At 55.9% G+C, this 24,963-nt stretch carries 21 protein-coding genes; 12 read left to right on the plus strand and 9 right to left on the minus strand.

Going from position 1 to position 24,963, the window contains the following annotated elements; genetic code table 11:
• The first annotated feature begins 94 nt into the window (after window positions 1-94).
• From BS630_RS21920 to BS630_RS21965, 10 genes are all read left to right on the plus strand, one after another.
• Window positions 95-1,597: a lipopolysaccharide biosynthesis protein gene (locus BS630_RS21920; protein WP_077979028.1), complete on the plus strand. Its 1,503-nt coding sequence runs from the start codon at window positions 95-97 to the stop codon at window positions 1,595-1,597.
• 30 nt (window positions 1,598-1,627) lie between these two features.
• Window positions 1,628-2,632 (plus strand): polysaccharide pyruvyl transferase family protein, encoded by a 1,005-nt coding sequence (locus BS630_RS21925; protein ID WP_003561855.1) that lies wholly within the window; start codon window positions 1,628-1,630, stop codon window positions 2,630-2,632.
• Between the two features lie 39 nt (window positions 2,633-2,671).
• A complete protein-coding gene (locus BS630_RS21930) occupies window positions 2,672-3,493 on the plus strand; it encodes a galactosyl transferase (RefSeq protein ID WP_077979029.1) in 822 nt (273 codons plus the stop codon).
• Window positions 3,494-3,576: 83 nt separating this feature from the next.
• Window positions 3,577-4,521 carry a glycosyltransferase family 2 protein gene (locus BS630_RS21935; RefSeq protein ID WP_077979030.1) on the plus strand — a complete coding sequence of 315 codons (945 nt, stop codon included), beginning with the start codon at window positions 3,577-3,579 and terminating at the stop codon, window positions 4,519-4,521.
• Between the two features lie 167 nt (window positions 4,522-4,688).
• On the plus strand, window positions 4,689-5,657 hold the full coding sequence (locus BS630_RS21940) for a glycosyltransferase (RefSeq protein ID WP_077979031.1): 969 nt from the start codon (window positions 4,689-4,691) through the stop codon (window positions 5,655-5,657).
• A 91-nt stretch (window positions 5,658-5,748) separates the two neighbouring features.
• A complete protein-coding gene (locus tag BS630_RS21945; protein WP_077979032.1) occupies window positions 5,749-6,723 on the plus strand; it encodes a glycosyltransferase family 2 protein in 975 nt (324 codons plus the stop codon).
• Window positions 6,720-7,604, plus strand: coding sequence for a glycosyltransferase family 2 protein (locus tag BS630_RS21950; protein ID WP_025395608.1), 885 nt, complete (start codon window positions 6,720-6,722; stop codon window positions 7,602-7,604). Before BS630_RS21945 ends, BS630_RS21950 begins: the two co-directional genes overlap by 4 nt.
• Window positions 7,601-8,581, plus strand: coding sequence for a glycosyltransferase family A protein (locus BS630_RS21955; protein WP_077979033.1), 981 nt, complete (start codon window positions 7,601-7,603; stop codon window positions 8,579-8,581). The genes BS630_RS21950 and BS630_RS21955 overlap by 4 nt, the downstream gene beginning before the upstream one ends.
• A gap of 209 nt (window positions 8,582-8,790) precedes the next feature.
• Window positions 8,791-9,249, plus strand: coding sequence for a glycosyltransferase family protein (locus tag BS630_RS21960; RefSeq protein WP_011653119.1), 459 nt, complete (start codon window positions 8,791-8,793; stop codon window positions 9,247-9,249).
• Window positions 9,246-9,722 (plus strand): glycosyltransferase, encoded by a 477-nt coding sequence (locus BS630_RS21965; RefSeq protein ID WP_017961662.1) that lies wholly within the window; start codon window positions 9,246-9,248, stop codon window positions 9,720-9,722. The genes BS630_RS21960 and BS630_RS21965 overlap by 4 nt, the downstream gene beginning before the upstream one ends.
• Window positions 9,723-9,764: 42 nt before the next feature.
• Here BS630_RS21965 and BS630_RS21970 read toward each other — a convergent pair whose 3' ends face one another.
• The 4 genes from BS630_RS21970 to BS630_RS21985 all read right to left on the minus strand — a co-directional run bounded on the left by BS630_RS21970 (window position 9,765) and on the right by BS630_RS21985 (window position 15,777).
• A complete protein-coding gene (locus tag BS630_RS21970) occupies window positions 9,765-10,460 on the minus strand; it encodes an SGNH/GDSL hydrolase family protein (protein WP_077979034.1) in 696 nt (231 codons plus the stop codon).
• Window positions 10,461-10,610: 150 nt separating this feature from the next.
• Entirely contained in the window at window positions 10,611-11,918 is a 1,308-nt protein-coding gene (locus tag BS630_RS21975; RefSeq protein WP_027663929.1) for an HlyD family type I secretion periplasmic adaptor subunit, read from the minus strand.
• 15 nt (window positions 11,919-11,933) lie between these two features.
• Complete coding sequence (locus tag BS630_RS21980) at window positions 11,934-13,700, minus strand: type I secretion system permease/ATPase (RefSeq protein ID WP_077979035.1); 1,767 nt, start codon at window positions 13,698-13,700, stop codon at window positions 11,934-11,936.
• Between the two features lie 466 nt (window positions 13,701-14,166).
• The gene (locus tag BS630_RS21985) at window positions 14,167-15,777 is read right to left on the minus strand and encodes a right-handed parallel beta-helix repeat-containing protein (RefSeq protein WP_077979036.1); all 1,611 of its coding nucleotides are present in this window, start codon (window positions 15,775-15,777) and stop codon (window positions 14,167-14,169) included.
• 691 nt (window positions 15,778-16,468) lie between these two features.
• Here BS630_RS21985 and rapA2 point away from each other — a divergent pair.
• A complete protein-coding gene (gene rapA2, locus BS630_RS21990) occupies window positions 16,469-17,164 on the plus strand; it encodes a calcium-binding lectin RapA2 (protein WP_077979037.1) in 696 nt (231 codons plus the stop codon).
• A gap of 148 nt (window positions 17,165-17,312) precedes the next feature.
• Here the strand turns inward: rapA2 and BS630_RS21995 are convergent, their stop codons facing one another.
• The 5 genes from BS630_RS21995 to BS630_RS22015 form a co-directional block, all read right to left on the minus strand.
• Window positions 17,313-18,017 (minus strand): hypothetical protein, encoded by a 705-nt coding sequence (locus BS630_RS21995; RefSeq protein WP_077979038.1) that lies wholly within the window; start codon window positions 18,015-18,017, stop codon window positions 17,313-17,315.
• Window positions 18,017-20,293, minus strand: coding sequence for a polysaccharide biosynthesis tyrosine autokinase (locus BS630_RS22000; RefSeq protein WP_077979039.1), 2,277 nt, complete (start codon window positions 20,291-20,293; stop codon window positions 18,017-18,019). Before BS630_RS22000 ends, BS630_RS21995 begins: the two co-directional genes overlap by 1 nt.
• A gap of 54 nt (window positions 20,294-20,347) precedes the next feature.
• Window positions 20,348-20,998, minus strand: coding sequence for a sugar transporter (locus BS630_RS22005; RefSeq protein WP_170268492.1), 651 nt, complete (start codon window positions 20,996-20,998; stop codon window positions 20,348-20,350).
• Window positions 20,999-21,077: 79 nt separating this feature from the next.
• The gene (locus BS630_RS22010) at window positions 21,078-22,289 is read right to left on the minus strand and encodes a polysaccharide biosynthesis/export family protein (protein ID WP_077979040.1); all 1,212 of its coding nucleotides are present in this window, start codon (window positions 22,287-22,289) and stop codon (window positions 21,078-21,080) included.
• A 287-nt stretch (window positions 22,290-22,576) separates the two neighbouring features.
• Window positions 22,577-24,001: an O-antigen ligase family protein gene (locus BS630_RS22015; protein WP_077979041.1), complete on the minus strand. Its 1,425-nt coding sequence runs from the start codon at window positions 23,999-24,001 to the stop codon at window positions 22,577-22,579.
• 307 nt (window positions 24,002-24,308) lie between these two features.
• Here BS630_RS22015 and BS630_RS22020 point away from each other — a divergent pair, with 307 nt between their 5' ends.
• Window positions 24,309-24,908, plus strand: coding sequence for a transglutaminase-like cysteine peptidase (locus BS630_RS22020; protein ID WP_077979042.1), 600 nt, complete (start codon window positions 24,309-24,311; stop codon window positions 24,906-24,908).
• Window positions 24,909-24,963: the final 55 nt, after the last annotated feature.

Genomic DNA, 24,963 nt, shown 5'->3' on the forward strand with positions numbered 1-24,963 from the left:
ACGCTCTTTGCTTCCGCAAGGGTAAGAGGCACTCTGGAGGGGCCTGCGCGCCCCTCAAATCGTCAATATCCCAGACCTCAGGAGTCGTTCGCCCATGAGCAGCGTTACCGACCGATTGATTCGGGGTAGCATGTGGCTGAGTCTGTCTCGCGCCATCGTTAACGGGCTTTCGGCACTCAGCACCTTTGTGCTCGCCTGGTATCTCCTGCCGGCAGATTTTGGTCTCGTCGCCATTGCAACGACGATCCAGATCATCTTGAGTTCGGTGACCGAACTCTCGCTCAATCAGGCACTTATTCGCCACGAGTCGCCCAGCGAAACTCACTTCAGCGCGGTCTGGACCTTGAGCGTGACCAGAAGCGCGATATTGGCACTGTTGTTTGCCGCCGCGTCCTATCCGATCGCCGAATTCTATAACGAGCCTCGGCTGACGAGCGTCATGCTTGCCTTGAGTTTCAGCCTGCTCTTGAGCGGTCTGGCCAATCCGCGCCGTATCATGCTCCAGCGCGATCTGATCTTCTGGCAGGAGTTCGTACTCAACGTCTCGCAAAAGCTAGTCGGCTTCGTGGTGACGGTGGCAATTGCCGCGATCTACCAGAGCTATTGGGCTCTCGTTATCGGCACCCTCGCCTATCAAGTGACCAATATCATCGTTTCCTACACTGTTCTGCCGTTCTGGCCGCGCATAACCTTCCGGCATGCGCGGGAATTGTTTTCCTTCTCGCTCTGGCTGACGGCAGGGCAGATTGTCAACACGCTGAACTGGCGGATCGAATATCTGCTGATCGGCAAGATGCTGGGCGCTACGCAGCTTGGCCACTATACTGTCGGCAACACCCTTTCGACGCTGCCGACCCGTGAGGCCACAGCGCCGTTGAACCAGACGATTTATCCGGGCTTTTCCAAAGTCCGCAACGACCCGGTCCGGCTGATCGCGGCATATCAGCGCGCACAGGCGCTCCTGGCGGCGGTGGCGCTTCCGGCGGGAATCGGCATGGCTGTCGTGGCTGATCCGATGATGCGGCTTGCCTTGGGAGAGAAGTGGGTTCCTGCGATCTTCATCGTCCAGGCGCTCGCATCGGTCTTTGCCCTGCAGACGCTGGGTTCGCTTGTCCAGCCGCTGGGCATGGCAAAGGGTCATACCAAAATGCTGTTTATCCGCGACTCGCAGATGCTGGTGGTTCGCGTTCCCATCATCATCGCTGGTCTCATGATGGCCGGGCTCCCGGGCGTCGTTTATGCACGCGTGTTGACGGGCCTGATTTCCACCGTGGTCAACATGCTTCTCGTCAAGCGCTTGATCAACCTGCCATTCTTCCAGCAGCTCGCGGCCAACTTCCGTGCGCTTGCCAGCGTCGCCTTGATGGCCGCCGGCGTCTGGGGATTGTCCAATATTCTCAGCATGCCCACCGACAAGCTGCACTTAGCCCTTCATCTCGCCGTTCTGGTTATCACCGGCGGCATCATCTATGTCGGATCGAGCTTTGTTCTTTGGCTTGCGATGAAGAAGCCGGACGGCCCGGAAACTGAAGTTCACCGCATCATTGTCAAGTTCCTGTCAAAAGCAAAACGTATTGCCGTACCCAAGTCGGCCTGAAGCTAAACGAACATCAACAAGAGAGGCAGAATGACCAGCCAATCCAGAACGGAGCTGATCGCAAAACTTAATGGTATGATCCATGATTGCCTGAAAGACTATGTCTCACGCGATGAACCGCTTGCAATCCTTGATTTCCCCGACATCCGCAATTGCGGCGACTCCGCAATCTGGCTGGGCGAAATGGCCTATCTGAAGGATCGCTTCGGCAAACGCCCGGACTATGTTTCGAGAACGGCGGACTTCTCCGCAGATGAGCTGAAAAAGCGCGTGCCGACCGGTCCGATTTTCATTCATGGCGGCGGCAATTTCGGCGACATCTGGGTTTCCCATCAGGATTTCCGCGAAGCCATCATGGAGCGTTTCCCGGATCGGCAGATCGTCCAGTTCCCGCAGTCTATCCACTACAGTTCACCTGAGCGCATCGAGCAATCCGCACGCGCAATCGCGCGTCATAAGAATTTCGTCCTGCTCGTGCGCGATGAAGAATCGAAGGAATTTTCCGAGAAGCACTTCGACTGCACCGTCCGGCTATGCCCCGACATGGCCTTCGCCATCGGGCCGCTGCCGGACAGGGCTACGCAAATTTCTGTCCTCGCCATGCTGCGAGAGGATGCGGAACGGGTTGGCGGCACCGATCGCAAGATCCCTTCCGATATTCCCGTGGAAGATTGGATCACCGAGTCGAAACGCAAGGTTGATATCGCCAAGAAGTTGGGGGCAGCTTCGGCTTTCCTGGCACTGAAGCCGAGCGAAGTGGCATTGCGCAAGCTGGACGCCGCAGCGCACAACCGCTTCGAGCGCGGCATCAGCCAGATTTCACGCGCTCGCGCCATCGTTACTGATCGCCTGCATGTCCATATCTGCTCGCTGCTGCTTGGCCGGCCGCATGCCGTATTGGACAACAGCTACGGAAAGATCCGCCGCTTCATGAATGCCTTCTCCGGCGGGACCGACCTTTCATACAAGGCAACATCGCTTGAAGATGGAATCGAGTGGGCGCGTCACCAGGCCGGGCAAGGAGCGCGCGGATGACAGAGACGCTGCCCGCTTGCAGGATCAGGAGGTAATCCGATGACACTTGTCACCTTCATTATCCCGGTCCGACATCAGGACAATGCCCGCGACTGGAGCAGGCTGAAGGCAAATCTGACCCAGACCGTGGCTTCCATTTCCAACCAGACCAATGGGGACTGGCGCGGCATCATCGTGGCAAACGAAGGCGCCGATCTGCCTGACCTGCCGGAAAAATTCTCCGCCGTGCGTGTCACCTTTCCGCCGAACGACCTGCATGAGCTTGGAAGGGGCAGCAAGGAAGACTTCCTTGATGCCTTCCGGGCAGACAAAGGCCGTCGCGTTCTGAGCGGCATGTTGAACGCCATCGACAGTCGCTTCTTCATGATTGTCGATGACGACGATTTCGTCAGTTCGCGAATCGTTCAACACGTGTCCGATCATCGGGACGCCAACGGATGGACGATCGACCATGGTTATATCTGGGACGATGGCGGCAACTTCCTGTTTGGCCACGACGACTTCAGCCATCTCTGCGGTACCTCATTGATCATTCGTGCAGATCTCTACGAACTGCCGGAACGCTTTGAGGATGCTTCGCTCGATTGGATCAAGTCGATGCTGGGCAGCCATGTCCGAATAGCGGATATTCTTGCGCAACGGGGAGCGCCGCTCACGAAGCTTCCCTTTCGCGGGGCGGTCTATCGAGTCGCCCACGGCGGATCGCATAGTCAGGCACCGAGCCTGCTGCGACAGTATTTCCTGAACCGCGGCGTACTCACCAAACCGCGGCGGTGGTTGCGCAATCTTCGTAGGCTGAGGATACTCGGCGAGGGTCACAGGCGCGAGTTTTTCGGTAAAACGCGGTCGAACCCCGCGTAAGCGTCGATCCCTTTCGAACATCGCACAGGCGGTCAAAATATGAAGCTCTTCTCTTTCGACTTCACCAAGAGGGTTGTTAACTGATGTCGGATCTATTGGTCAGCGTGCTCTTTTCATCCTACAATGGCGCCAGCCGCCGGCTGCGCCATACTTTGGATTCCTTGGTGCGCCAAGAGCTTCCCCATGATCGGTGGGAACTGATAGCCGTCGACAACAATAGCAATGACGGCACGTTTGATCTTTTGGAAACCTATAGCGACAAGCTTCCCATCACCATCCTGCAGCAGCGCAAGCCGGGAAAGTCCGGCGCGCTGAATATGGCCCTGGATCGGGTGAAGGGGGATCTCGTCGTCTTTACGGACGACGATGTTCGTGCCGAACCGAACTGGCTGAAAGCGATCGTCGACTGCGCCGCAGCCCATCCGAGTTATGGCGTCTTCGGCGGCAGAATCATTCCTGAATGGGAGAAAGAGCCAAAAGACAGGTTTATCGAATGGATTCCGATGGGATCCACCTTTGCGATAGTCGATGACACCCAAAGCGGACCGTGTGACCCGACGAAAGTCTGGGGCCCGAATACGATCGTCCGGCGAGAGCTGCTCGGAACAAGCGTGCGCTACCGCGAAGATATCGGTCCTCTTCCCGGAAAGATTTTTGCCATGGGTGAAGATGCGGAAATCATCATTCGCCTGGCAGCCAGTGGCGCCAAGTCCTATCGATGCGCAGAAGCCGTGGTCCATCATTGGATCCCGGCATCGAGCGTGACGGAGGATTGGGTACAGAAAAGAGGCGAGCGGCTTGGCTACGGCATGCCGGCGCTCTTTCCCGACGAGGTGCCTGGAGGGGTGAGGTTAAGCGGAGTTCCGCTTCCGACTTGGATCGAAAGCGCACAATGGGCTTGCCGGGCAGCAATGCTTTATCTCATGCCGCGATCGAAGAAACGTTTTTGGGCGATCTGGAAATATTACTACATGCGCGGCTATCGCGCCGGAATTCGCCGATACGTTTCTCAGACGATGACACAGTAATTCATTGCCGAGGAGGCAGTAATTTAAAATCTACGGTGCCCATCGGCAATTTATGGCAGTATGCGGCCACGCAGCGACAGCGTTCTATGGCAGGCCAAGTCATCGGTAAGGCGTGACCCAATCCGCACTGGGGAGCGATCAGACCAAAATGAGGTCCGGAGCATCAAATGAGCAAAGTCAAGGTCACAATACTGTTCTCAACTTATAACGGCGAGAAAACCCTGCCAACGATGCTTGACGCACTATGCGCTTCGACCCTACCGAAGGAAGAATGGAAAATCGTCGCGGTCGACAACAACAGCAGCGACAACACTGCATCAGTCTTGAATTCCTTTAAGGCGCGGCTTCCACTGGAAGTTTATTGTGAGCTAAAACAAGGCAAACAACACGCATTGACTTCGGGCTTCCGCCATCTGGAGGGTGAACTCGTCATTTTAACCGATGACGACGTCATTCCCGCGCCGGATTGGATCGAGCAGTTTCTCACCTTGGCGGATCAGCAGCCACAGTTTGCCATATTCGGCGGCCTAATAACGCCCGAATGGGAGGAAAGGCCGGCATCGTGGCTCATCAAATACGGGCATCTGGGGATTCTTTATGCGCTAAATGACGGTTTACCCGAGGGGCCGATTTCAGCGGCATTGATATCTGGGCCGAATTCGGCCTTCCGTCGTTCCATTTTAGGATCCGGTTATATCGTTCACGACGGCCTCGGCCCGGATGCCACTGTCGCTCAGTTCCCCATGGGTGAGGATACTGCTTTCGCTCTCAGGTTGGAGAAGAATGGAGCCAAGGCTTTTCACTCGCGACGTCCCAGGGTTCGGCACATTGTCAGGAAGGGCTATGTGAACGAAGGCTGGGTTTTGCGGCGCGGCGAGCGTTATGGCATGGGCTTGGTTATCGTTCGGCCGGACCTCTTCGACAGCAAAACGAAAATTGGCGGTCTGCCCATCGCTAGCGCATTGAGATGGCTTCTGATGGTGCCGGCCAGCGTTGTCGTCAAGAGATTTCCGCCAAGCGGCGTTCGCTTCAAATTGCTCTGGGCGCAGTCGGTGAGACACGGGATCCTGCGCCAATTTCTCAAGCAGCGATCTACGATGAATAAAACGATCTACTCTCAGGTCGGTGCCAAATGACGAAAGTACTAAACCGCGGCATCGACAGGAAGTGCTCCAACTGCGGAGGCAGCGGGCAGGATTTTCGCGCGTTAGGAGGCGAGTGGGTTTGATGACGGATCCGAGAATTAGTGTCATCTTTTCGTCCTTCAACGGCGCCAGCAGACGGCTTCAACAGATGCTGGATTCGATGTTGGGGCAAACCCTTCCAGTCGAACAATGGGAACTGATTGCCGTCAACAACGCCAGTAAAGACGAAACACAGGAGCTTCTCGATCAATATGCAAAGAAGCTTCCAATTGTTGTTGTTAATCATACCCGCCCAGGCAAATCAGGCGCTATGAACGCAGCTCTGGCGATCGCTCGAGGAGCGCTGATCGTTTTTACGGACGACGACGTCGAGGCAGATGCGAACTGGTTGAGTTCGATCGCTGCATGCGCGGAGGCGAACCCGGATTTCGGCGTTATCGGCGGCCGAATTCTTCCAAATTGGGAGCATTATCCCCATGGGGATCCGCTGTTGGACTGGATTCCTATGGGATCAACCTTCGCCATAGCCGACCAGGAATCCAGTGGCCCATGCGACCCGACAAAAATTTGGGGTCCGAACACGACTGTGCGTCGCGAATTGCTTGGCAGCAATATTCGATTCCGCGAAGATATCGGGCCGCTTCCAGGAGGTCTTTTCGCAATGGGAGAGGATACGGAAATCGTCAGCCGCCTATCCCGAAGCGGCGTGAAAACCTGTCGGTGCGCTGAGGCCATTGTTCATCACTGGATTCCAGCCTCTAGCGTGACAGAGGCTTGGGTACAGAAGCGTGGGGAACGTCTTGGCTATGGAATGCCAGCGCTCTTCGCCGAGGATATTCCAAAAGGTATAAGGATCGGGGGAATCCCCTTAAGAACCTGGATCGAGAGCGCCAACTGGGCGGTTCGGGCAGCCCTCCTTTATCCGTTGCCGCGATCAAAGAAGCGGTTCTGGGCCATCTGGAAGTACTATTACATGCGTGGCTACCGCGCCGGACTTCGCCGATACGCACCGGCAGTAAATCATTCTGGTCGACTAGCGCAGGAGGTGGTGCATTGAAATTATCGGTGCTTATCAACAATTTCAATTACGGCCAGTATTTGCGCCCATGCATCGACAGTGTTCTGTCGCAGGTCTATCCCGATTTCGAAGTGATCGCGGTCGACGATGGCTCCACCGATGATTCCCATGAGATTCTTGCTTCCTATGGCGAGCGGATCCTGACCGTCTTGAAGGAAAATGGCGGCCAGGCCTCGAGCTTCAATGCGGGTTTTGCGGCCGCAAGCGGCGATATCCTCTTTCTCCTCGATGCCGATGATGCGTTTTTGCCGGGCAAACTCGCGCGCATCGCCGAGATCTACGATCGCAACGAGATCGACTGGTGCTTCGACCGCGTGACGACCAATGAAGACGACCAGCCTCCCGCGGAGCTGCAGGTGACGCTGTTCGACAAGCGGGACACGCTGCGCAAAGGCGGCTTTCCCTCGCTTCCGGTGCCGACCTCCGGCTTGAGCTTCCGCCGCGAGCTGCTGTCCCAGATCCTGCCAATGTCTGTCGCGAAAGACGTCGTCCTCAGCGACAATTACATCAAATTTGCAGCCGCCTATCTGGGTCGCGGCGCCATCGTCGAAACACCGCTGACCTTTCAACGCATTCATGCCTCGAACCGCTATACGGGCACAAGCAGGGCAAAAACACTGCGCCCGCGGATCATGATCGCGACAGGATTGGAACTGGCACGCCGCTATGACGGCCTCCAGGCACTCGGCAAGAGCCTCGTGGCCGGCGGAATTGCCGAAACGACATCGCTTCTGAAGCTCCCGAGCGAAGCTCGCAACACAGTGGCCGGCGGTCCGTTCGGCGATGCTGCCGCGACCGAAGTGGCCTTGATGGCGGCGCGCAAGCGTTTGGGAAATATGCTGCGGAGAGGACAGTCATGAATCAGCAAGAGACTTTTCCGCGTTCATCCGTCGGCGCAGAAGCAGGCGCCGCACCGCTGAAGATTGCCGTCGGTGTGCTGACCTATCGGCGCCTCGACGGGATCGCCAAGCTGCTTGACGTCATGACCCGCCAAATCCGGCATCCGGACCGTCCCTATCATCTCACCATGGTGATCGTGGATAATGACGCGGCCGGCAGCGCGAGGACCACGGTAGAGAGCTTTGGCCAAACAGGTGCCTACGACCTGATCTACGTCATTGAACAAAACCAAGGCATACCCTTTGCACGCAATCGTGCACTGGACTCGGCACCTCCAGGCACTGACCTCTTCTGCTTTCTCGACGATGACGAATGGCCCGTCGACAGCTGGCTGGATGCGATGCTGGAGACACGGGAGAAAAACCGCGCCGATTGCGTCTATGGCCCCGTCCAACCGGTCTATCCAGAAAACCCGCCGGAATATTTCATCAAGGCAAGGGTGTTCGAGCGTAAAAAGAACAAGGACGGTCAACGCATTTCTTATGCGGCATCGAACAACGTCATGTTCGACTATCCCCTGATCCGTTCATGGAATCTGCGTTTTGAAGAGAAGATGCGCTTCACCGGGGGCACGGATTACCTTTTCTTCAACCAAGCCATCCGCCGTGGCATGCAGGTCTTCTGGGCTGACAAGGCGCTTGTCCATGATATCGTTCCGGCCAGCCGGATGACCTGGAAATGGGTATTGCAAAGACAATACCGGCTCGGCAATACCTTCGCAGTCAGCGAGGTCCTGCACGGCAACCTGAAGCGCCGGATCTACCGAGCGGCCTATGGCGCCACGAGAGTCATGCTTGGGCTGGCCATGCTGCCGGCGATCCTGATTTCACCCTATTGGGGCATGCGTGCCCTCACCCATGTTCTGCGCGGCGCGGGCATGGTTAACGGGATTCTCGGACATGCATATCAGGAGTACAAACCCAATGCCGCTCACTGATCATTTGCGCGGGCGCGCTCGGATGAGATTTGGCCGTTATGCTGTTTCAGACGAAAACATCATGCATAATTGCCGGTTTATCAACTTCGTGGCTTCAACCAACCGGGCCAGAAATGGTACACTTCCACTGAACTATCGTGACGCAAACGCTGTTCGAACAGAACGGTTTTCGCCCTTATCCATCGGTCAAATATAGGAGATGCCTGTTTATGACTGAGAAAAAATTGAAGGTTCTCGCTGCCTCGTCAGGAGGCGGCCACTGGGAACAGCTGATGGCCATGCGCGGCGCATTCGAGGGCTGCGATATCGTCTTTGCAACGACCATCCCGGGACTGCTTGCAAAATACGACATTCGCGGCGGACTAGTCCTTCCCGATTGCAGCCGCGACTCGATTACCATGTCGATCCGGTGCTTTTTTACCGCCTTCTCCATCGTCATCAAGCACAGGCCCGACGTCATCATCTCGACCGGTGCCGCACCCGGGCTTTTTTGCCTGCTGGCCGGCAAATTGACGGGCAAGCGGACGATCTGGATCGACAGCGTCGCCAATGTCGAGAAGCTGTCCCTATCGGGTAAACTGGCCGGCCATATTGCTACGCTCTGGCTCACGCAATGGCAACATCTGTCGAGGCCGGATGGCCCCCATTACGCAGGAGCTGTCCTTTGATCCTTGTCACCGTCGGAACGCAACTGCCGTTTGATCGCCTCGTCAAGGCTGTCGACACCTTCGCAAACGAACTGTCGAAACCGGTTCTGGCGCAGATCGGCAAGGGCACCTACACGCCACAGAATATGAAATGGATCAAGAATATCGAGCCCAAAGACTTTGATAACGTCTTTCGCGATGCAAGTGTCATCGTTTCTCATGCGGGAATTGGCACCGTGCTTACGGCCAAGCGTTTTGGAAAGCCGATCATTCTCGTTCCCCGACAGGCGGCTCTCGGCGAGCACCGAAACGATCATCAGCTCGCCACGGTGAGCCAGCTCGTCGGCCGGCCGGGCATCTATGTCGCACACACCGATGACGATCTCCGGAACTATCTGCTCGAAGAGCTGGATAGCCCATCTCACGAAGATTCGTCGGAAGCCGGTCGGGCTTCACTGGTCACCTACCTGAAAAACTATATTACGGCAGTCTGACCCCGAGAGCCGTCATAGCCTCTGACGCTTACGAGCGAATTTTCATTCTCCGCAATTGTTACCGGCGATACGTTTGACAAGCTCAGGCGCAATGATTTTGGAGGCTATGTCGGGCAGAGGATGCACGCCATCAGGAATTGCCGTGGCCAGATCATCCGGCGTCAGGCGCTCCCAATTGGGCCGGTGGTCGACAAACTCCAGACCACGTTTTTGCGCCTCCGCCTCATGTGCGGAGACATAACTGTCGACAAAGGGACGGATCAGCCCACGCAATCCTGAAAACGGATTCATGGCCATGACGATGATCCGCGCTTGCGGCAGGCGCTGCTGGAGTTGGTCGAGGATGTCGCCAATATTCTTTCGGCTTTGCGCAAGCGACACGAACCGATGCAATGTCGCATCATTGGCGTAGAGCTCAATCAGGATGATATCCGGCTGCTCGGCAACGACGCGATCGATCTGGGTCAGAGCCCACAGTGACGTTTCACCGCTTTTTGCAACGCTCTCGATCTTCACCGGCTTCTGCAAGCAGGTTGCAAGCTCCGTCTCTAGGGCAGGCTGCCATCCCCCTCGCGCCGTCAAGGATGTTCCGAAGGCCACTATTTTCAGCGGCACAGGACGATCGGCATAACCGTTCCTGACCGCCGAAAGCATCAACAGACACGCCAGAAACAGAACCAGTCCATAGACCGGTCGCCTCTCAATCAGCACCGCTCGCCAAAACTCCAAACAAATCATGAGGAGACCTTGCAGCAGGCTTGAGACAATTTCGTGAAATGGCCGCGCATGCCTGTTCGAGCAATGCGAAACCGTCCAATCCCCCTCCTGGTAGATGACAACGGCAGCTTTGAAACGTCGGAGCTCTTAACGGCGTGAAACAGCCGCCAATCACTCCTGGCGAAATACGTGCTGCATCTGATCGGTCAGCGGCTTCGTCAGATAGGATATCACGGTCCGATCGCCGATCTTGATGAAGACCTCCGCCGGCATGCCGGGATAGAGTTTTATCGTCTTCAATTTGGCAATGCTTTCAGCTTTCGGCTTGACGCGCAGGGGATAGTAGCTGATGCCCGTGCGCTCATCCTTGACGATATCGGGCGCGATCGAGGTAATCTCACCGGCCACATCAGGCGTCGTGCGCTGATCGAAAGCGCTGAAACGCACATCGACTGACTGGCCGACATGAACCTGATCAATATCGCGGGTGGCGACTTTCGCCTGGACCGTAAGCTCGTTATTTTCGGGAACGACAAGCATCAACGTCTGACCGGGATCGATGACACCATTGACGGTGTGAACCGAAAGTTCGTGAACTCGCCCAGTCAACGGTGCGGTAATGTCGAGACGGTGCAGCTGATCGACTGCGGTTCCGCGGCGTTCTTCATATTCGGCGATCTGCGCCTCGACGTCGGTCAGGTCCTTTGCAATCTCCGAACGACGATCCTCATCCAGCTGGATCGACTGGCGATCGATCTCGATTGCCTTACCCTCGGCCTCCGCCTTAGCTGCGATTTCCTGGCCGCTGTTGCCCTGGAGATCGGCGCGGGCGCGCTTGAGCGTATTCAAACGCTGAAGCGTGACGAGGCCCTTCTTGTAGAGCGTGTCAATGCCCTCGAGCTCCTGTTCGATCAAGCCCAAGGCATCGTTGGTGGCATTGATCTGAACGACCAACCCCTTTACCTGCTCGCCCAGTTGGTCCTTGCGCGATGCCAACTGGCTCTTCATTCCGATAAGCGCCGTCCTGCGACTGTCGAACAACTTCTGCTCGCCATCGAGAAGCTTCTCTGCGGAGGTGCTGGATGTCAGATCCCTGATGTTTTCCTCGACCTCGAACGAATCGGCACCGATTCGTTCCGCCTTCAGACGGGCGCGGCGCGCATAAAGCTGAGCAAGCGTGCTTTCGACAATCGAGAGATTCGCTCTCGTCGTCGTCCCATCGAGCCGTATCAGCACCTGCCCTGCCGTCACATGGTCGTTTTCGGAAACCAGCAATTCCGACACGATACCACCTGTCAGGTGCTGGACCTTCTTGACATCGCCGTCGACGACGATCACGCCCTCGCCGATGACGGCGCTCGAAAGCTCTGTCGTCGCCGCCCAACCGCCAATGCCGCAAACGAGGGCTATCGACAGTACGCCGACAACGGCAACATGCCGATTGAGGGAGCGTTTCGATTCACTGATATCTTTATTCACAATCTTCCCTCTGGCCTATTCGGCCGCATTCATGCCGTCGACCACGACTTTAAGCTGGGCCACGCGCTCGGCAATCGGCGTGCGCGCCGCCTCCGGCCGGCTGACCCTTGCCAGAACTTCCTCTTTGGGACCGAAGGCGATCATGCGGCCGTCCTGCATCATCAGCACGAAGTCGCAGACCGCCAGAACGCCGGATCGATGTGCGATGACGACCACAATGCCGCCCCGCGCCCGCACGCTCATGATCGCGGCACTCAGCGCCCGCTCGCCTTCTTCATCGAGATTGGAGTTTGGCTCGTCGAGCACGACGAGGAATGGCTCGCCGTAAAGCGCTCTTGCAAGCGCGATACGCTGTCTCTGGCCAGCCGAAAGCGCAGCACCGCCTTCGCCGATTTCGGTTTCGTAGCCGTTCGGCAGACGAAGGATGAGATCGTGAACACGCGCCGCCCTCGCCGCGGCAACCACCCTCTCAGGCGACATTTCCTTCGCAAAACGGCAGATATTCTGGGCAACAGTTCCCGAGAAAAGCTCTACATCCTGCGGGAGATAACCGATATGCCGGCCAAGTGCGTCGCCGTCCCACTGGTCGAGTGCTGCGCCATCGAGGCGAATGGATCCTCTGACGGTCGGCCAGATACCCATCATCGCCCGCGCCAACGACGACTTACCCGAGGCACTGTACCCAATGACCCCAAGCGCGCTCCCTGCCCGTAAGCCGAAGCTGACATCCGAAATGACCAGGCGCTGACCCGCCGGTGGCCCGCTCGCCAGTCCTTCGACAGTGACTTGCTTGGTAGGAGCCGCGAGTGCAAGGGGGGCCGGAATGTCGGGAATGGTTTTCAGCAGGCTCGAAAGCCGCGCCCAGCTCTGCTGAGCAGAAACGAAACCACGCCAATTCCCGATCGCCGCTTCGACAGGCGCCAGGGCGCGAGAGGTCAATATCGAGCCGGCGATGATAATGCCCGAAGAAGCCTGCCCCTGAATGACCAGGATTGCGCCGGTCGCGAGCGTTCCCGATTGCAAAGCAATACGGAAAATTTTCGACAAGGTCGCATATCCATTGCCGATATCCGATGCCTGCCGGGTGATCGTCCGGTATTCACTGTTCTTGCGGTCCCAGATTTCGGCCATCGTGCCTGCCATGCCCATGGCGTGGATGACCTCGGAGTTGCGGATCGAGGTCTGCGCGAAGGCATTTCGCATATTGGCGGAGTCAGATTGTTTTTTTGAGAGCGTACGCGTTCCCTGATTGGTCATGAACGTCAGGATGGCGAGAACCAGCGATCCACCAATCGCGATATATCCGATCGCCGGATGAAAGAGGAAGCAGATCACGATATAGAACGGCAACCATGGCAGGTCGAACATCGCTGTCGGGCCTTGGCCGGACAGGAAGGTTCTGATCTGGTCGAAGTCGCGCAACGGCTGAAGCCCGTCGCCGCCGATTTTGACCTTCAACGGAGCCTTGATCAGCGCCCGGAACACGCGCCCGTTCACCATCTCGTCAAGCGCTCCGGCAACACGCACCAGCATCCTGCTTCGCAGAACCTCGAACGCTCCTTGAAACGTGTAAAGCATCAACGCAAGTATTGCCAGAACAGCCAGCGAAGGTATGCTTTTGCTGGGAATGACCCGGTCATACACCTCAAGCATAAAAAATGAACTTGTAAGGTATAGGACATTGATAAGCGCGCTTGCTATTCCAATGAAAACAAGCCCCCCTTTGCATTTCTTTAATGCTTTGGATGGCTCGCTGACATCAGCTGCTGAACTCTGAAACACGAAGTAATCCCTCTCTTACCGCATCGCACGAAAGCAAATATGCTAGCGCACACTCCAGCTCCGGGTCCATCACGCCCGATCAATGACACGACTGCCTTGGACCCCCGACACCGGCGCCGGACCCGCTTGCAAGCCCACGACCTATTACATGAATCCAACCAAAAAGTGACCAAAAATTCCAATTTATAACGAGTGGCTTCAGGGATTCTGACTTGACGCTACGCTAAATATACCAACCTAAGCAAGTGAAAATCGCAAATTGCCCAACAACGGCGCAGATAGATGAACGTACCGCGCGCATATTAGCGACGTTTACTGGGGAGTTAACTATAAATTCAATCTATAGTTCATTTTTCCTATGAACGGCGGAACTATTTTTTTATCCGCGCCTTCGACCGCCGACACCTCCTTCATCACAAGCTTTCAAGTGTTGAACACCGGGCCGGCGCTCTCTATTTTGGCGTGTTCAAACCAGCAGGTGCGACGCTTGGCTGCTATGGAACGCGTCCACATTGATATACACGCCGAGCGAGTCGGTATCGATGTGAGAAGCGCCGTCAGAAATCTTGTATTGGAAGGATTCGCTGACCTTTCCGCTGAGACCGGCGATTTTCACCGCATCGACCGTATAGGTGTAATCACCATCGCTCTCCACATGGATGACGCCGTATTTCCCGGTCAGCGTCAGGCCATACTTATCCACTGCACTGTCACCGAAGCGACGAAGCAGCACGGTTCCATTGAATGCGCTATCGTTTTCGAGGAGGTTGCCATGGTAGGCACCGCCCGTATCCGTGGAGATTTTCAGGCTGTCATGGGCTGCGACAATCCTGGGAACGGCGACGGTGGGTGCGGTCGGAACCTGCACTTCGTCCGCGGGCGGAGGAGTGCTTGTCTGCGTCGGAGTTGACGGTTCGACAGGCGGCTCCACAACCGGCGTGGTGGGCGTCTCACTGTTGGACGGGGTGTCGCCACTCGTGGCGTCGAGTTCGGCCTGCGCTTGCTCCAGGGTCTTATTGTCGTTGATCAAGAAGCTGCTCTGGAGGGCAATTGCGACGGGCATCGTCAACGTCGACACCGCGCTGTCGATGATATTTTCATGGAAAGAGCCTGATGCAGGCCTGTCCACCTTCAGCGCCGAGGACGACAGGTCGTCAAAGACATTACCATATATATCGATATCGGTGCGGGCATAACTTGGGTAACCTGCAGCGCTGATCGACACGCCCCAGACGCCGTCATGAATATAGTTTCCACTGATATCGTAATTTGTCGCATTGCCCTGATCGCCAAGACCGATACCGTAGGACCAGCTATAGCCGCCGTATCCCGAGATGTCGTTGTCGTGGATGGCGATATTCGTGCCCGCGTTGGCACCTATCCCGAAACCGCCGCCGATCACGGTGTTGTCCTCGACTGCTGCATTTACAGCCCGAACAAGCACCAGGACGCCCTTTGCGCTATTGGTCTCCGTCTGCTCTAGGTGGTTACCCTTGATCAGGATATTGCTGCTGTCGTTCAACTGAACGGCGTCTGCCGCAGCGCCCTGGCTGTTGATGACCAGATTATTAACGATGGTAACGCCAATCACTTTATCCATCCAGATGCCGTCTCCATTTACCCCGGAAATCTTGCTGTTCTCGATGGTAATGTTCTGGCTGCTCTGGAAATTGACGGAACCGGGCTTGCCGGCAAGGCCGGTATTTTCGACCTCGACGTTGCGGACGGTCCAGTTGGAGACATTTCCCGCATATATCGCCGCACCGCCGGTACCAGCAATCTTGATGTTCTCCACGATGATGTTTGAAGCCTTCGAGCCGTGGATGCCGTCATTGCTACTGTGAATAACCGGCGCATCGCCAATGCCGTAACTGCCAATTGTAATCGGAGAGCTGACAGTGCCGGAGTATTTCAGGTCGAATTGCTCGTTAAACACGCTTCCGGCGGCAAGCAGCACGCTGTCTCCCGGCTTTAGCCTCAAGGATTCGACAGCGGAAAGTGTCGCGAAAGCCGACTGCTCGCTCACTCCACTGTTCTGATTGGATCCTGTTGCGGAATTTACATAGTATACGGTCACGCCCGTGATCTCCCAAAGATACTGGAAAATCTTTTACCCGCGGACCTCTCTCTGCCTGCTAAAATGGAACACTAAAATGCGTTCTATCTCGCGATAATTCTTACGCTCCCACAAAACATCTTCGTTTCTCGAATATCTTGCATTGCAACAAAAATTGCGTCGCACAGTTATGTTCGATGTTACCCGATATCTCTAGTGTAAATAATATTATTCTCCACGCACCGCATATTATTTTACGCCGATTGCGCTTTGAGATAAACATTACTTGTCAAACAAATGTTACAAAATCAGGACATCAGTTACTTCGTCGAAAAGCAGACGCCGGCACGGGAACCGAAGCAAGATTGAGATTTCAAGCTGTAGCCCGTATTGATTATATCAACATCTCATCTGCGCATAAGCACCTCCGCGTATTCTTATAAATTGCACCTGAATAAACATTCTTCTCCTCCGAAGAAACAGAGATCCGAATCTGCCATTTCGTATTTTCACTTATTATTAACGTAATAATTACCATACGTTTCATCGCCTTATGCGTGTTACAGGTGTGTCATTATTGCACAATACACCCGAAAATGTTCACTTGCTGTTAATTGCACCCTTGACTCTCTGTATTAAGATATCCTTAATCGACCAGCTCGCTAAAGGTCAAAATTGACCTAGCAAAGAAACAATTCGAGGAGAGACAGTAATGGCTATCCATGCAACAGATGATAGTGCAACATTCCTGGAAACCGACGCTATTTCCGGAAATCTGCTGGCGAACGATACATCCGATGGGAATTTGTTCCTTCGTTTCTTCGATCAGCAGGGCGTTGGCTCCAAGCAAGGCAACAGCCAGGTCACCGAGATCCAGGGCGATTACGGCACCTTCTTCGTCAAGCCGGACGGCAGCTATACCTATGTTCTGAGCGACGCTGCTAAAGTCGGCTTCACCAATGGTGAATTGCTCCAGGAGAAGGTCTCGTACAAGATCTCTGATGGTGCCGGTCACACCGATGTCGGTCTATTCACCCTGAATATTCAGGGCGTAAGCCAGGTAAAGCCGATCGCTGTCGACGACAACTACAGCTTCACCGAAGGCGACGCCATCAGCGGCAACGCCCTGGACAACGACATTGCCGGCGACAATGGCCACCTCTTCCTCCGCCTATTCGGCACCACGACCGTAAACGGCGACCCGAGCGCAACAACCGACGTCGCCGGCACGTATGGTACGTTCCATGTAAAAGCGGATGGATCATTCACCTATGATCTGACAGCAGATATCGCTCCGGGGGACCAGGTCACAGAGACCATCCAGTTCTACAAGATCTCCGACGGCGAAGGCCACACCGACGCCGGTATTCTGACACTCAACATCACTGGCGCGGACGCAGAAGTCTGATCATCAATAGCCAATCAAAAAGCAACGCCCGCCGCGCAGACTGCGGGCGTTGTTTTATGGAAATTGAATTCGGCCAAGTGAAAGAGCCGTAGCCGCTCAGCCTGTCGGCCAAAAGCTTGGAACTTTCTATAAGAACCAGCCTCGATGATTACTTGCTGCAGCGCTGTCGGAACCGCGCCGTCGCGACCTCTCCGACGTTTGTCCAGCTGCGATCGAAGATCGGGCGGAGCTGTGGGCTGATCTCTCTTATCGTGGCATTGACCCTGCAACGATCGCCCCGTTTCAGCATGGTCATGAGATCGCTATCGAGCGCGCGCTCTGCCGCGGCGAGTGTTGCATCGGTGAGATCGTTCCAGAAATAAAATCGCGTCAGGATCATCACCTGGTCGTACGGCGCAAGCGCAACCGAACGCTTCATCATTGCTGCGATCGAGGACGGCTCTTCCGCAATGGTCGATTGCACCGCAGCAAGACGAAGCCAAAAATTGCTGTTCGTCGGCATGCACGAAAGCGCATGCCGCAGATACTGGCGCGCACTCGAGGCCGCAGCGGCCCAGCCGTCGTAATTGACATTGACATTCTGCCGATCGAGTTGCGCCAGAACGAGGGTTACGCCAGCAGCCACGATGTCGGATCGACAATAGTGTCCGTCAACGACCTCGACACTGCGCGACGCATATTTGGTCACGACATCATCCGCAACGGTCTCGCCACGCTCGATCCTTTCGGCGACGATCGAGATGCTGGCCGTTCTTATCGAAGCGTAGAGCTCTCGACCGGCCAGCACCACCAAGACGACGGTGACGATAACGAAGGCGATCCTGGTAATCGAAACGGACTGACTGCGGAACATCAGCTTTCGGTATAGTATCGCGAATAACGCTTATAATAATATTCGCTCGAACCGAATGTCCGGTAGAGTTTCATCTGCGACGGGTCGACCTTGGTCAAGATAGTACCGACGCATTTCGCATAGAGTTCCGGCTCGGACAGCAGGGTCGACTGCACGACCTTGCGCGATGTTTTTCCCCACTCGATAACGAAAACCACCGCATCGAGCTTCGAATTGATAGCGCGCGCATCCACAACCGGCGCTAGGGGTGGCAGGTCGACGATAATATAGTCGAAGCTTTGACGCGCCGTTTCAAGAAGCTGATCCATCCCGCGTGACGCGAGTAGCTCCGACGAATGCGGAACACGATATCTTGCCACCGTCGGCAAAAATGCGAGCTTTGTTTTTGGATCGAGAAGGATCAGATCCTTGAGCGGACGGCTGTCGACGATCGCCTCGAGCAAGCCGGCCTCGGCATGGCGGCCGATCGCCCGGGTGGCGCCGGGATTGCGCATATCGCCATCGATAAGCAGGCAACGCGCACCCTGCATTGCCAGGAGCTTGGCAAAATTGATGGATGTCGTCGACTTCCCCTCGCCGGGCAAGCTCGACACGACACCGATGACCTTACAGCGCTGATCGGCAGCACTGAGGTCGATGGCAATCTTGGCGCTTCGAAGCGTCTCGGCAAATGCCGAGAGCGGATGCTCCTCGACATAGGTCGTCGTCTTTCCACCCCTGGCGATGCTTCGCGGATTGCTGGGATCAACGAGCGTCGAATCGTCGACGTTGTTTTCAATCAGCGGCATGACACCGAGAGACTCGACATCGAGCACGTCCCGAACATCATCGCCGGTGCGGAAGAACCGATCCCGGAATTCGCGGAAGGCAGCTATACCACTTCCAAATGCACATCCCACGAACATAGCGAAAGCAACCACGAGAGCTCTCTTCGGAGCGCTCGGCTTCGTCGGCGTCTCCGCCGTCGTGATGATGCGCGCAGCGGTAATCGGAAAGCTCTGCTGCTGAATTGCTTCCTGGTAGCGCGTCAAGAAGCTCTGATAAAGATTCTTATAGGTATCGCGCGTACGCTCGAGCTCGCGAAGCTGCACCTGCGTTTCGCCAGCCGTTGCGGCAACGCCCGTCGCCTGCGTGACACTGTCGCGCAAAGAATTTTCCCGCGACTTTGCGACCTGCAGCTCGCTCTGGTAGCTCTCGGCGATGCGGTTCAACTCATCGAACATGAGCCTTTTATATTCTTCCATTTCCGCACGAAGCCGAACCGCCTGGACGTGATCGGGACCGAGCCGCGCCTCAATTTCGGTCTCGAGCTTGGAAGCCTCCAGATATTTCTTGCGCAGGTCGTTCGAAATGGAGCTATCGAGCACATCCGTGACGATCGCATCGGTCTGCTTGGCGTCGATGATCGACTTGACGCGCGCATATCTTGCCTCGGCCTTCGCCGTCTCGGCCTGCGCATTGATCAATTGGGTATTGATCTCGGAAAGCTGCTGCTCGCTGATCAGCGTACCGGATCCGGCCTCGACAAGCCCATGCTCGCCGCGGAATTTCTGAACCGCAAGGTCGGTGTCCAGCGCCTGCTGCCGGAGCTCTTCGATACGCTCCTGCAGCCACTGGCCGGCCCGGCGTGTCGCCTCGTATTTCGAATTGAGCTTGTCGACGAGATAGACGTCGGCGATCGCAGCCGCGATATCACGCGCCAGATCGGGCGACTGCGCGGTATAGCTGACATCGAGTACATAGGAGCGACCGACGCGTTCGACGTCGATGTTGCCCGCGACGGTCTCCGCAGCGCTTCGCCGTTTCCTTTCCGGATCGGGTGCGACGGCTGCGTCATCGGCAAACCATGACCGAAAATTCACGAAGGATTTCAACGTTGAAACAGAAAAAAGCGAGCTTTTCGGTGCCGTGAACACCGGATTGTCGACGAGTTTCAGTTTATCGACAACAGCATAGGCGATGGTGTCGGACTTCAAAAGCTCGACCTGACTGAGGACAGTACCTTCGTCATCGTCCATCTGGCCGAAAGCCGCCAGCTGATTGATCACCTGACTATCGCTGCGGTCGATCAGCACGCTGGTGTCGGCGGTGTAGACAGGCACCGAAGTCAACACATACACAATGCCGAGAATGGCAAAGGCGAAACCGCACGCCGCAACCATCCGCCACTGTCGGCGGGCGATTGCGATGAGCTTGTCGAAATCGATGAAATCAGCATCATTTCCGGTATCGCGGGAGGGGTCGATACGCGGCGTAAGTTTATCTGGCGATAGCAATTTCGATCTCCAACAAATGCGTCAAGCGCTAAGATCTAAGGGCAATTCCAGCTATTATATGACCGGGATACTAACACTAGTCGATTCCGCCGAGTCAGACGACTGCCCTGCCCCAGCATTCGAAACCTTCAGCGTACCGGCAGTTGTCTCGCTGCCGTCAAACGGCGTACCGTCGTCCGCTCCCGGCCCCGTCCGGCCAATCGATCCATTGTTGCCGATGCCGGATGCGGCGGCTGCAGAACTTCCACCCGGGCCGAGCGCCGCGGTTCCGCCTTCGGCGAGAACCTTCGCAAAGGCGGCAAGGAGCGGTGCAAGATTCGGATCGGCGCTCGCCGCCTCGGCGACGGCTTTTTCGATGGCCAGCTTGAATAGCGGATCCGTTACCTGGCAGCTGTTTGCGGCCCGTCCAAGACCGGAACCGATAGCAGCCATCTGTGCGGCATCGGCTTTCTTGGCCTGCTCGATTACCGGCGACAGCGCGTCATTGCTGCTCCCAACCAGCGCTCGGACGCTCGATGACAAAACCAGCGGATCGGAGATATCAAGCAGAACGGCTGGGTTGGCCGTAAATCCACTGATATCGACGGAAGTCAGATTTGAAAGCCTCACGCAAGCTGCCGCAAAAGCGCTTGAATTCATGCCGGTAAACATCGCGACGGCAATTCCGCTATATGCAAGCTTACGATAAACACCAGACCTTGCCATAACCACGCCCTTCATCAAATCCGCTATATAGGCCGCCGTCATTGATCACTCGCGATCGATGACAGCCCGCCTATTTCAATCAATTTCCAAGATCCTGTACCGCGTTACTGGTATCGTTCGCATCGTCGGCTACTCCGGAAACAGTGGATGATACCGAGTTCACGATGTCAAGGAACTTGACCAGTTCGACAGAGTCCGAATTGGAAATATAGATAATATCCTTGTCTTCCATCTTGAATTGCTGAACAGCAAACAGGGTTGCCGGGTCGCGCATATTCGCACGAATGATCACCGGAACCATTTCACCAGAAAATCTCGTCGTGTCCACATGCATCGCTTGAACCGTTTTCTTCGGGACAAGACGATAGAGCAGGACCTGAGCCGGGTCGGCGCGGTCGTCGCGTAGGCCGCCCGCCTTGGCGATTGCCTCTCCAAGGGTCAGGTTGGACTCTTCGAAATCGAAGCGACCGCTGACGCCTGCGGCACCGAGCGCAAGATAGGTGCGGCGCTCATGATCGATCGAGATCGTATCATCCGGCGCAACATAGATATTTTCGGCCGGGTTCTTCAACAGCGTAGTGTAGGCGACGGTTGCCGTCTTGCCGCGGCGCTGCAGCGTCACATTCGTTTCGATATTGTTGGTCGTCAAACCGCCCGCGGCGGAAATGATATCGAGAACACGCTCACCGGCCGGGCTGATCTCGACGCGCTGGGGATTGTTGACATCACCGAGCACAGCAACCTGACTGGAGCGGCTTGTCGTTGTCGTGATAACCACCTGCGGTTCGATCGCGCGGCTCGCCAGGCGATCCTCGACGTCCTGCTCCACGGTCTCCTTCAGGCGACCGGCAGCCGGAACCCGACCCGCATAGGGAATTGTGATCGTTCCGTTTCTATCGATGGTCTGCTCCGGCAGCGAAATGTAATTGCCGGGTCGGCTACCTGCATCGGACGGAATGAAGAGGCCGCCCGACTGAGCTTCGAAGATGGCGACCTGGACGACGTCGCCGTAACCGAGCGGAATTTCAGGCGCCCCGCCTCGACCTCCACCAAACCCTTTGAACGATGTCGGCTGGGGAGCGGTAAAATACGACAGGACGTTCTTGCTGAGATCAACCAGGGCGTAGTCAATACCGACGCGACGTTCCTTGGTTGTCACTTTGACCGCCGCATCTCGATCAACGTCTTTGTGATCGGGACCGGATCTTGGCAACGAGGTGCAGCTTGCCAATATAGTCGTTAGCGCTACAACAATGGCGACGCGTGTACTACCGATACGAGAACAACCCATAGAATACCCTGCGTTTACGCCCCTGAAGCTACTGCCCCGCAATCTGACAAAATACAAGACAATCCCCGATCAATAACACTTAAAGCCGATTAACATTCCCCTAACTGTGGCAGGCTGGCAACGCCGAGCCCCTTAGGAAGCGAAAAACGACTTCGGTCCGACTTTTTGCGTCGCAACAATCCGAAGGCTGCACCCGCTATAAAATTTCTGGGGTTTCAGAGTCAACCGTTCGCACCTGCACAATCGATCTTTTCCGAAAATCTTATTAAAATCCATCCATTTAAACTTTACGTGGTTAACGGCCGCTCATATGCCATGTCCGCCTCTCCGTTGCTGCGTCCCAGACATATCGCGACAACAGCACTCAGGAAGGCGGAGTAAAACACCGCAAAACCCGGTATCTGCAGCGAAAAATCGACCGCCGCATGAAGGGCGACCAAAACGGTCGCCGCCAGGCCAAGAAGCACATAGTGCCTGAGACGCCGTCTTTGGGCGAACCCGCGCAGGAACACTCTGGCAAGCACCGAGAAGGCAAAGACCGTCGCAATCGGGAACAATATTCCGAGGCCTAGAAATCCTTCGAGATAGAAATTATGCGCGCGGTCGAAGACTCCGAAAATTCCGCAGGCCGGATCGCGGTAGGCGGAAAACACGGTCCGGAAAGTTCCGAGCCCCGTTCCTGTCAACCAATGATCCGAAATGGCACGCCATATGCCAGGCAGAATGCAAAACCGATCATCATCCTCGAGTCGCCGCTCTTGCGCGCGCAATATCGCCTGGCCCGCAAACACCGTCAGCAGCAGTACGACGAAACCAATCGCCGAGAGGAGTATCAGCAACGAACGCCATCTTGGCGCCGGTCTCAGATGACGCCTCGAGCCGTTCCAATTGAGGACAAGCCATGGAAAATAGATGAGAGCGGCAACAAAGGTCGCAAATATCCCGGCGCGCGAGCGGCTTAGCATCAGCGCGGTGAAGCATGCGCACAAGAGCAGGATATAGATCCACGATCTCAAGAGAAGCGCGTTTCGGCCCGGTTCGCCCGGCGGATAGTTTGAATAGGAACGAGCTATGTCCCTGACCAGGGTCAGCATCAGCAGCGTTCCAAGCCCGAGGAAGGTCGCGGCGGTATTGCGGTTGACGAAGACCGCAGTCAGGCTGTCGAGGTAGGCGCGTTTCTCCACGACAATCAGGATGTTGGGAAACAGCAAAAACTGCAGAAGGCCGAAAACAGCGACAATGCCCGCCGTAAGCCCGAGCCCCGTCAGCACTTTCCGCGCGCGCTGATCGGTATCGCATAAGAGCAGCCCGGTCAGAAATGTGACGAAAGGCAGGGCGATCCACAGGATCGACGCAAGCGTGTCGGCCGGTTCGACCGAGATCGCTGCGTACTGGACACCTGCCAGATCACGCGCAGCACTCCAGGCAGGATTGGCCAACCAATTGGAAGGCAGTTCGATGGTCTGGATGAACGTCCAGCCTGTCAGCACGACGAGTAGAAACAAAGCGATGCTGAAAACCGATCTGGTCTGCCTCGGCTCCCCGAACAACAGCGCGGAAATAATCGCCAGCACAAACATTCCGATTGCAGCGAAGGCGAAGGGAAAGGGCGTGACGCTTCCGAACGGAATAAAAGTCAATATCACCAGGCAAATGAAGACAACGAGGATCACCTCCCGCATGATCTGCCTGTTGATGAGGTTGGATAACATTTGAATTCGCTCACCGGCAGCAGCGGGAATGAGGGGCCTACAACCAGTACGGTCAATATTCCCGTACTAACATAAGTTGCATATCAAGCGCCTGCGTGTTAAAGTGCAACAGAATTCCACATCATTTAAAATTGTCGCGAAACGTTTAAATCAATCGAGACAAGCCCTGGCTATGCTCCTTGAAGCAGCAGGAACGGGACAGACGTTCTGCAGCCAATACTTGGCAGATCACTAAGTCGCCATGCCATTGACTGAGACAAAAGGCAAGCCTGATCTCAATCGGTTGCCCGTAACGGGGATTTAAGAGATGAAGAAAACAGTCGTTACACTTCTGGCACTGGCCTTTACAGCAGGCAATGCATGCTCGGCATTTGCCGCCGGTCCCGCAAGTTTTGCCCGCGGTCTGACCGGTAGTTCGGCGGTCAGTTATATCTCTGAAAAAGGCACGATCATTCCACCTTTCGCCCAGGTGCTGTTCTGCGCCCAGAACCCGACTGAATGCCGCGATAACAATGGTTTGGCGGTCGTTGCGATGACTGACAAGCAAATGCTGCAACTGAAGGACGTCAACACCGCCGTCAATCGTACGATGATCGGCCGGAACGACCCCCGCAACGAACTGAATGGCGACGTCTGGAAGGTGAATGTGCGCAGCGGCGACTGCGAAGATTTCGCATTGACCAAACGCAGCCGGCTGATCGCGATGGGCTGGTCGTCGCGCGCTTTGCGGATCGCGACGGCATATACGCCCTCCGGTGAAGGACACGCGGTCCTCGTCGTCAGAACCGACAAGGGCGATCTCGTGCTCGACAACAGGAAAAGCAGCATCAAGAACTGGCGCGATACCGATCTGCGCTGGGACAAGATCCAATCGGGAACAGACCCCTATGTCTGGTACCGGCTATAACAGCCGAGACAGCGACATAGACTGATTGATCCTGTTTCCGGATTGAAGTCGAGCC

Source organism: Rhizobium laguerreae (assembly GCF_002008165.1).
Lineage (GTDB): Bacteria > Pseudomonadota > Alphaproteobacteria > Rhizobiales > Rhizobiaceae > Rhizobium > Rhizobium laguerreae.

Coding starts and splice junctions, on each gene's coding strand:
- BS630_RS21920 (WP_077979028.1), top strand. CDS start 95: ATGAGCAGCGTTACCGACCGATTGATTCGGGGTAGCATGTGGCTGAGT.
- BS630_RS21925 (WP_003561855.1), top strand. CDS start 1,628: ATGACCAGCCAATCCAGAACGGAGCTGATCGCAAAACTTAATGGTATG.
- BS630_RS21930 (WP_077979029.1), top strand. CDS start 2,672: ATGACACTTGTCACCTTCATTATCCCGGTCCGACATCAGGACAATGCC.
- BS630_RS21935 (WP_077979030.1), top strand. CDS start 3,577: ATGTCGGATCTATTGGTCAGCGTGCTCTTTTCATCCTACAATGGCGCC.
- BS630_RS21940 (WP_077979031.1), top strand. CDS start 4,689: ATGAGCAAAGTCAAGGTCACAATACTGTTCTCAACTTATAACGGCGAG.
- BS630_RS21945 (WP_077979032.1), top strand. CDS start 5,749: ATGACGGATCCGAGAATTAGTGTCATCTTTTCGTCCTTCAACGGCGCC.
- BS630_RS21955 (WP_077979033.1), top strand. CDS start 7,601: ATGAATCAGCAAGAGACTTTTCCGCGTTCATCCGTCGGCGCAGAAGCA.
- BS630_RS21960 (WP_011653119.1), top strand. CDS start 8,791: ATGACTGAGAAAAAATTGAAGGTTCTCGCTGCCTCGTCAGGAGGCGGC.
- BS630_RS21970 (WP_077979034.1), bottom strand. CDS start 10,460: ATGATTTGTTTGGAGTTTTGGCGAGCGGTGCTGATTGAGAGGCGACCG.
- rapA2 (WP_077979037.1), top strand. CDS start 16,469: ATGGCTATCCATGCAACAGATGATAGTGCAACATTCCTGGAAACCGAC.
- BS630_RS21995 (WP_077979038.1), bottom strand. CDS start 18,017: ATGTTCCGCAGTCAGTCCGTTTCGATTACCAGGATCGCCTTCGTTATC.
- BS630_RS22005 (WP_170268492.1), bottom strand. CDS start 20,998: ATGGCAAGGTCTGGTGTTTATCGTAAGCTTGCATATAGCGGAATTGCC.
- BS630_RS22010 (WP_077979040.1), bottom strand. CDS start 22,289: ATGGGTTGTTCTCGTATCGGTAGTACACGCGTCGCCATTGTTGTAGCG.
- BS630_RS22015 (WP_077979041.1), bottom strand. CDS start 24,001: ATGTTATCCAACCTCATCAACAGGCAGATCATGCGGGAGGTGATCCTC.
- BS630_RS22020 (WP_077979042.1), top strand. CDS start 24,309: ATGAAGAAAACAGTCGTTACACTTCTGGCACTGGCCTTTACAGCAGGC.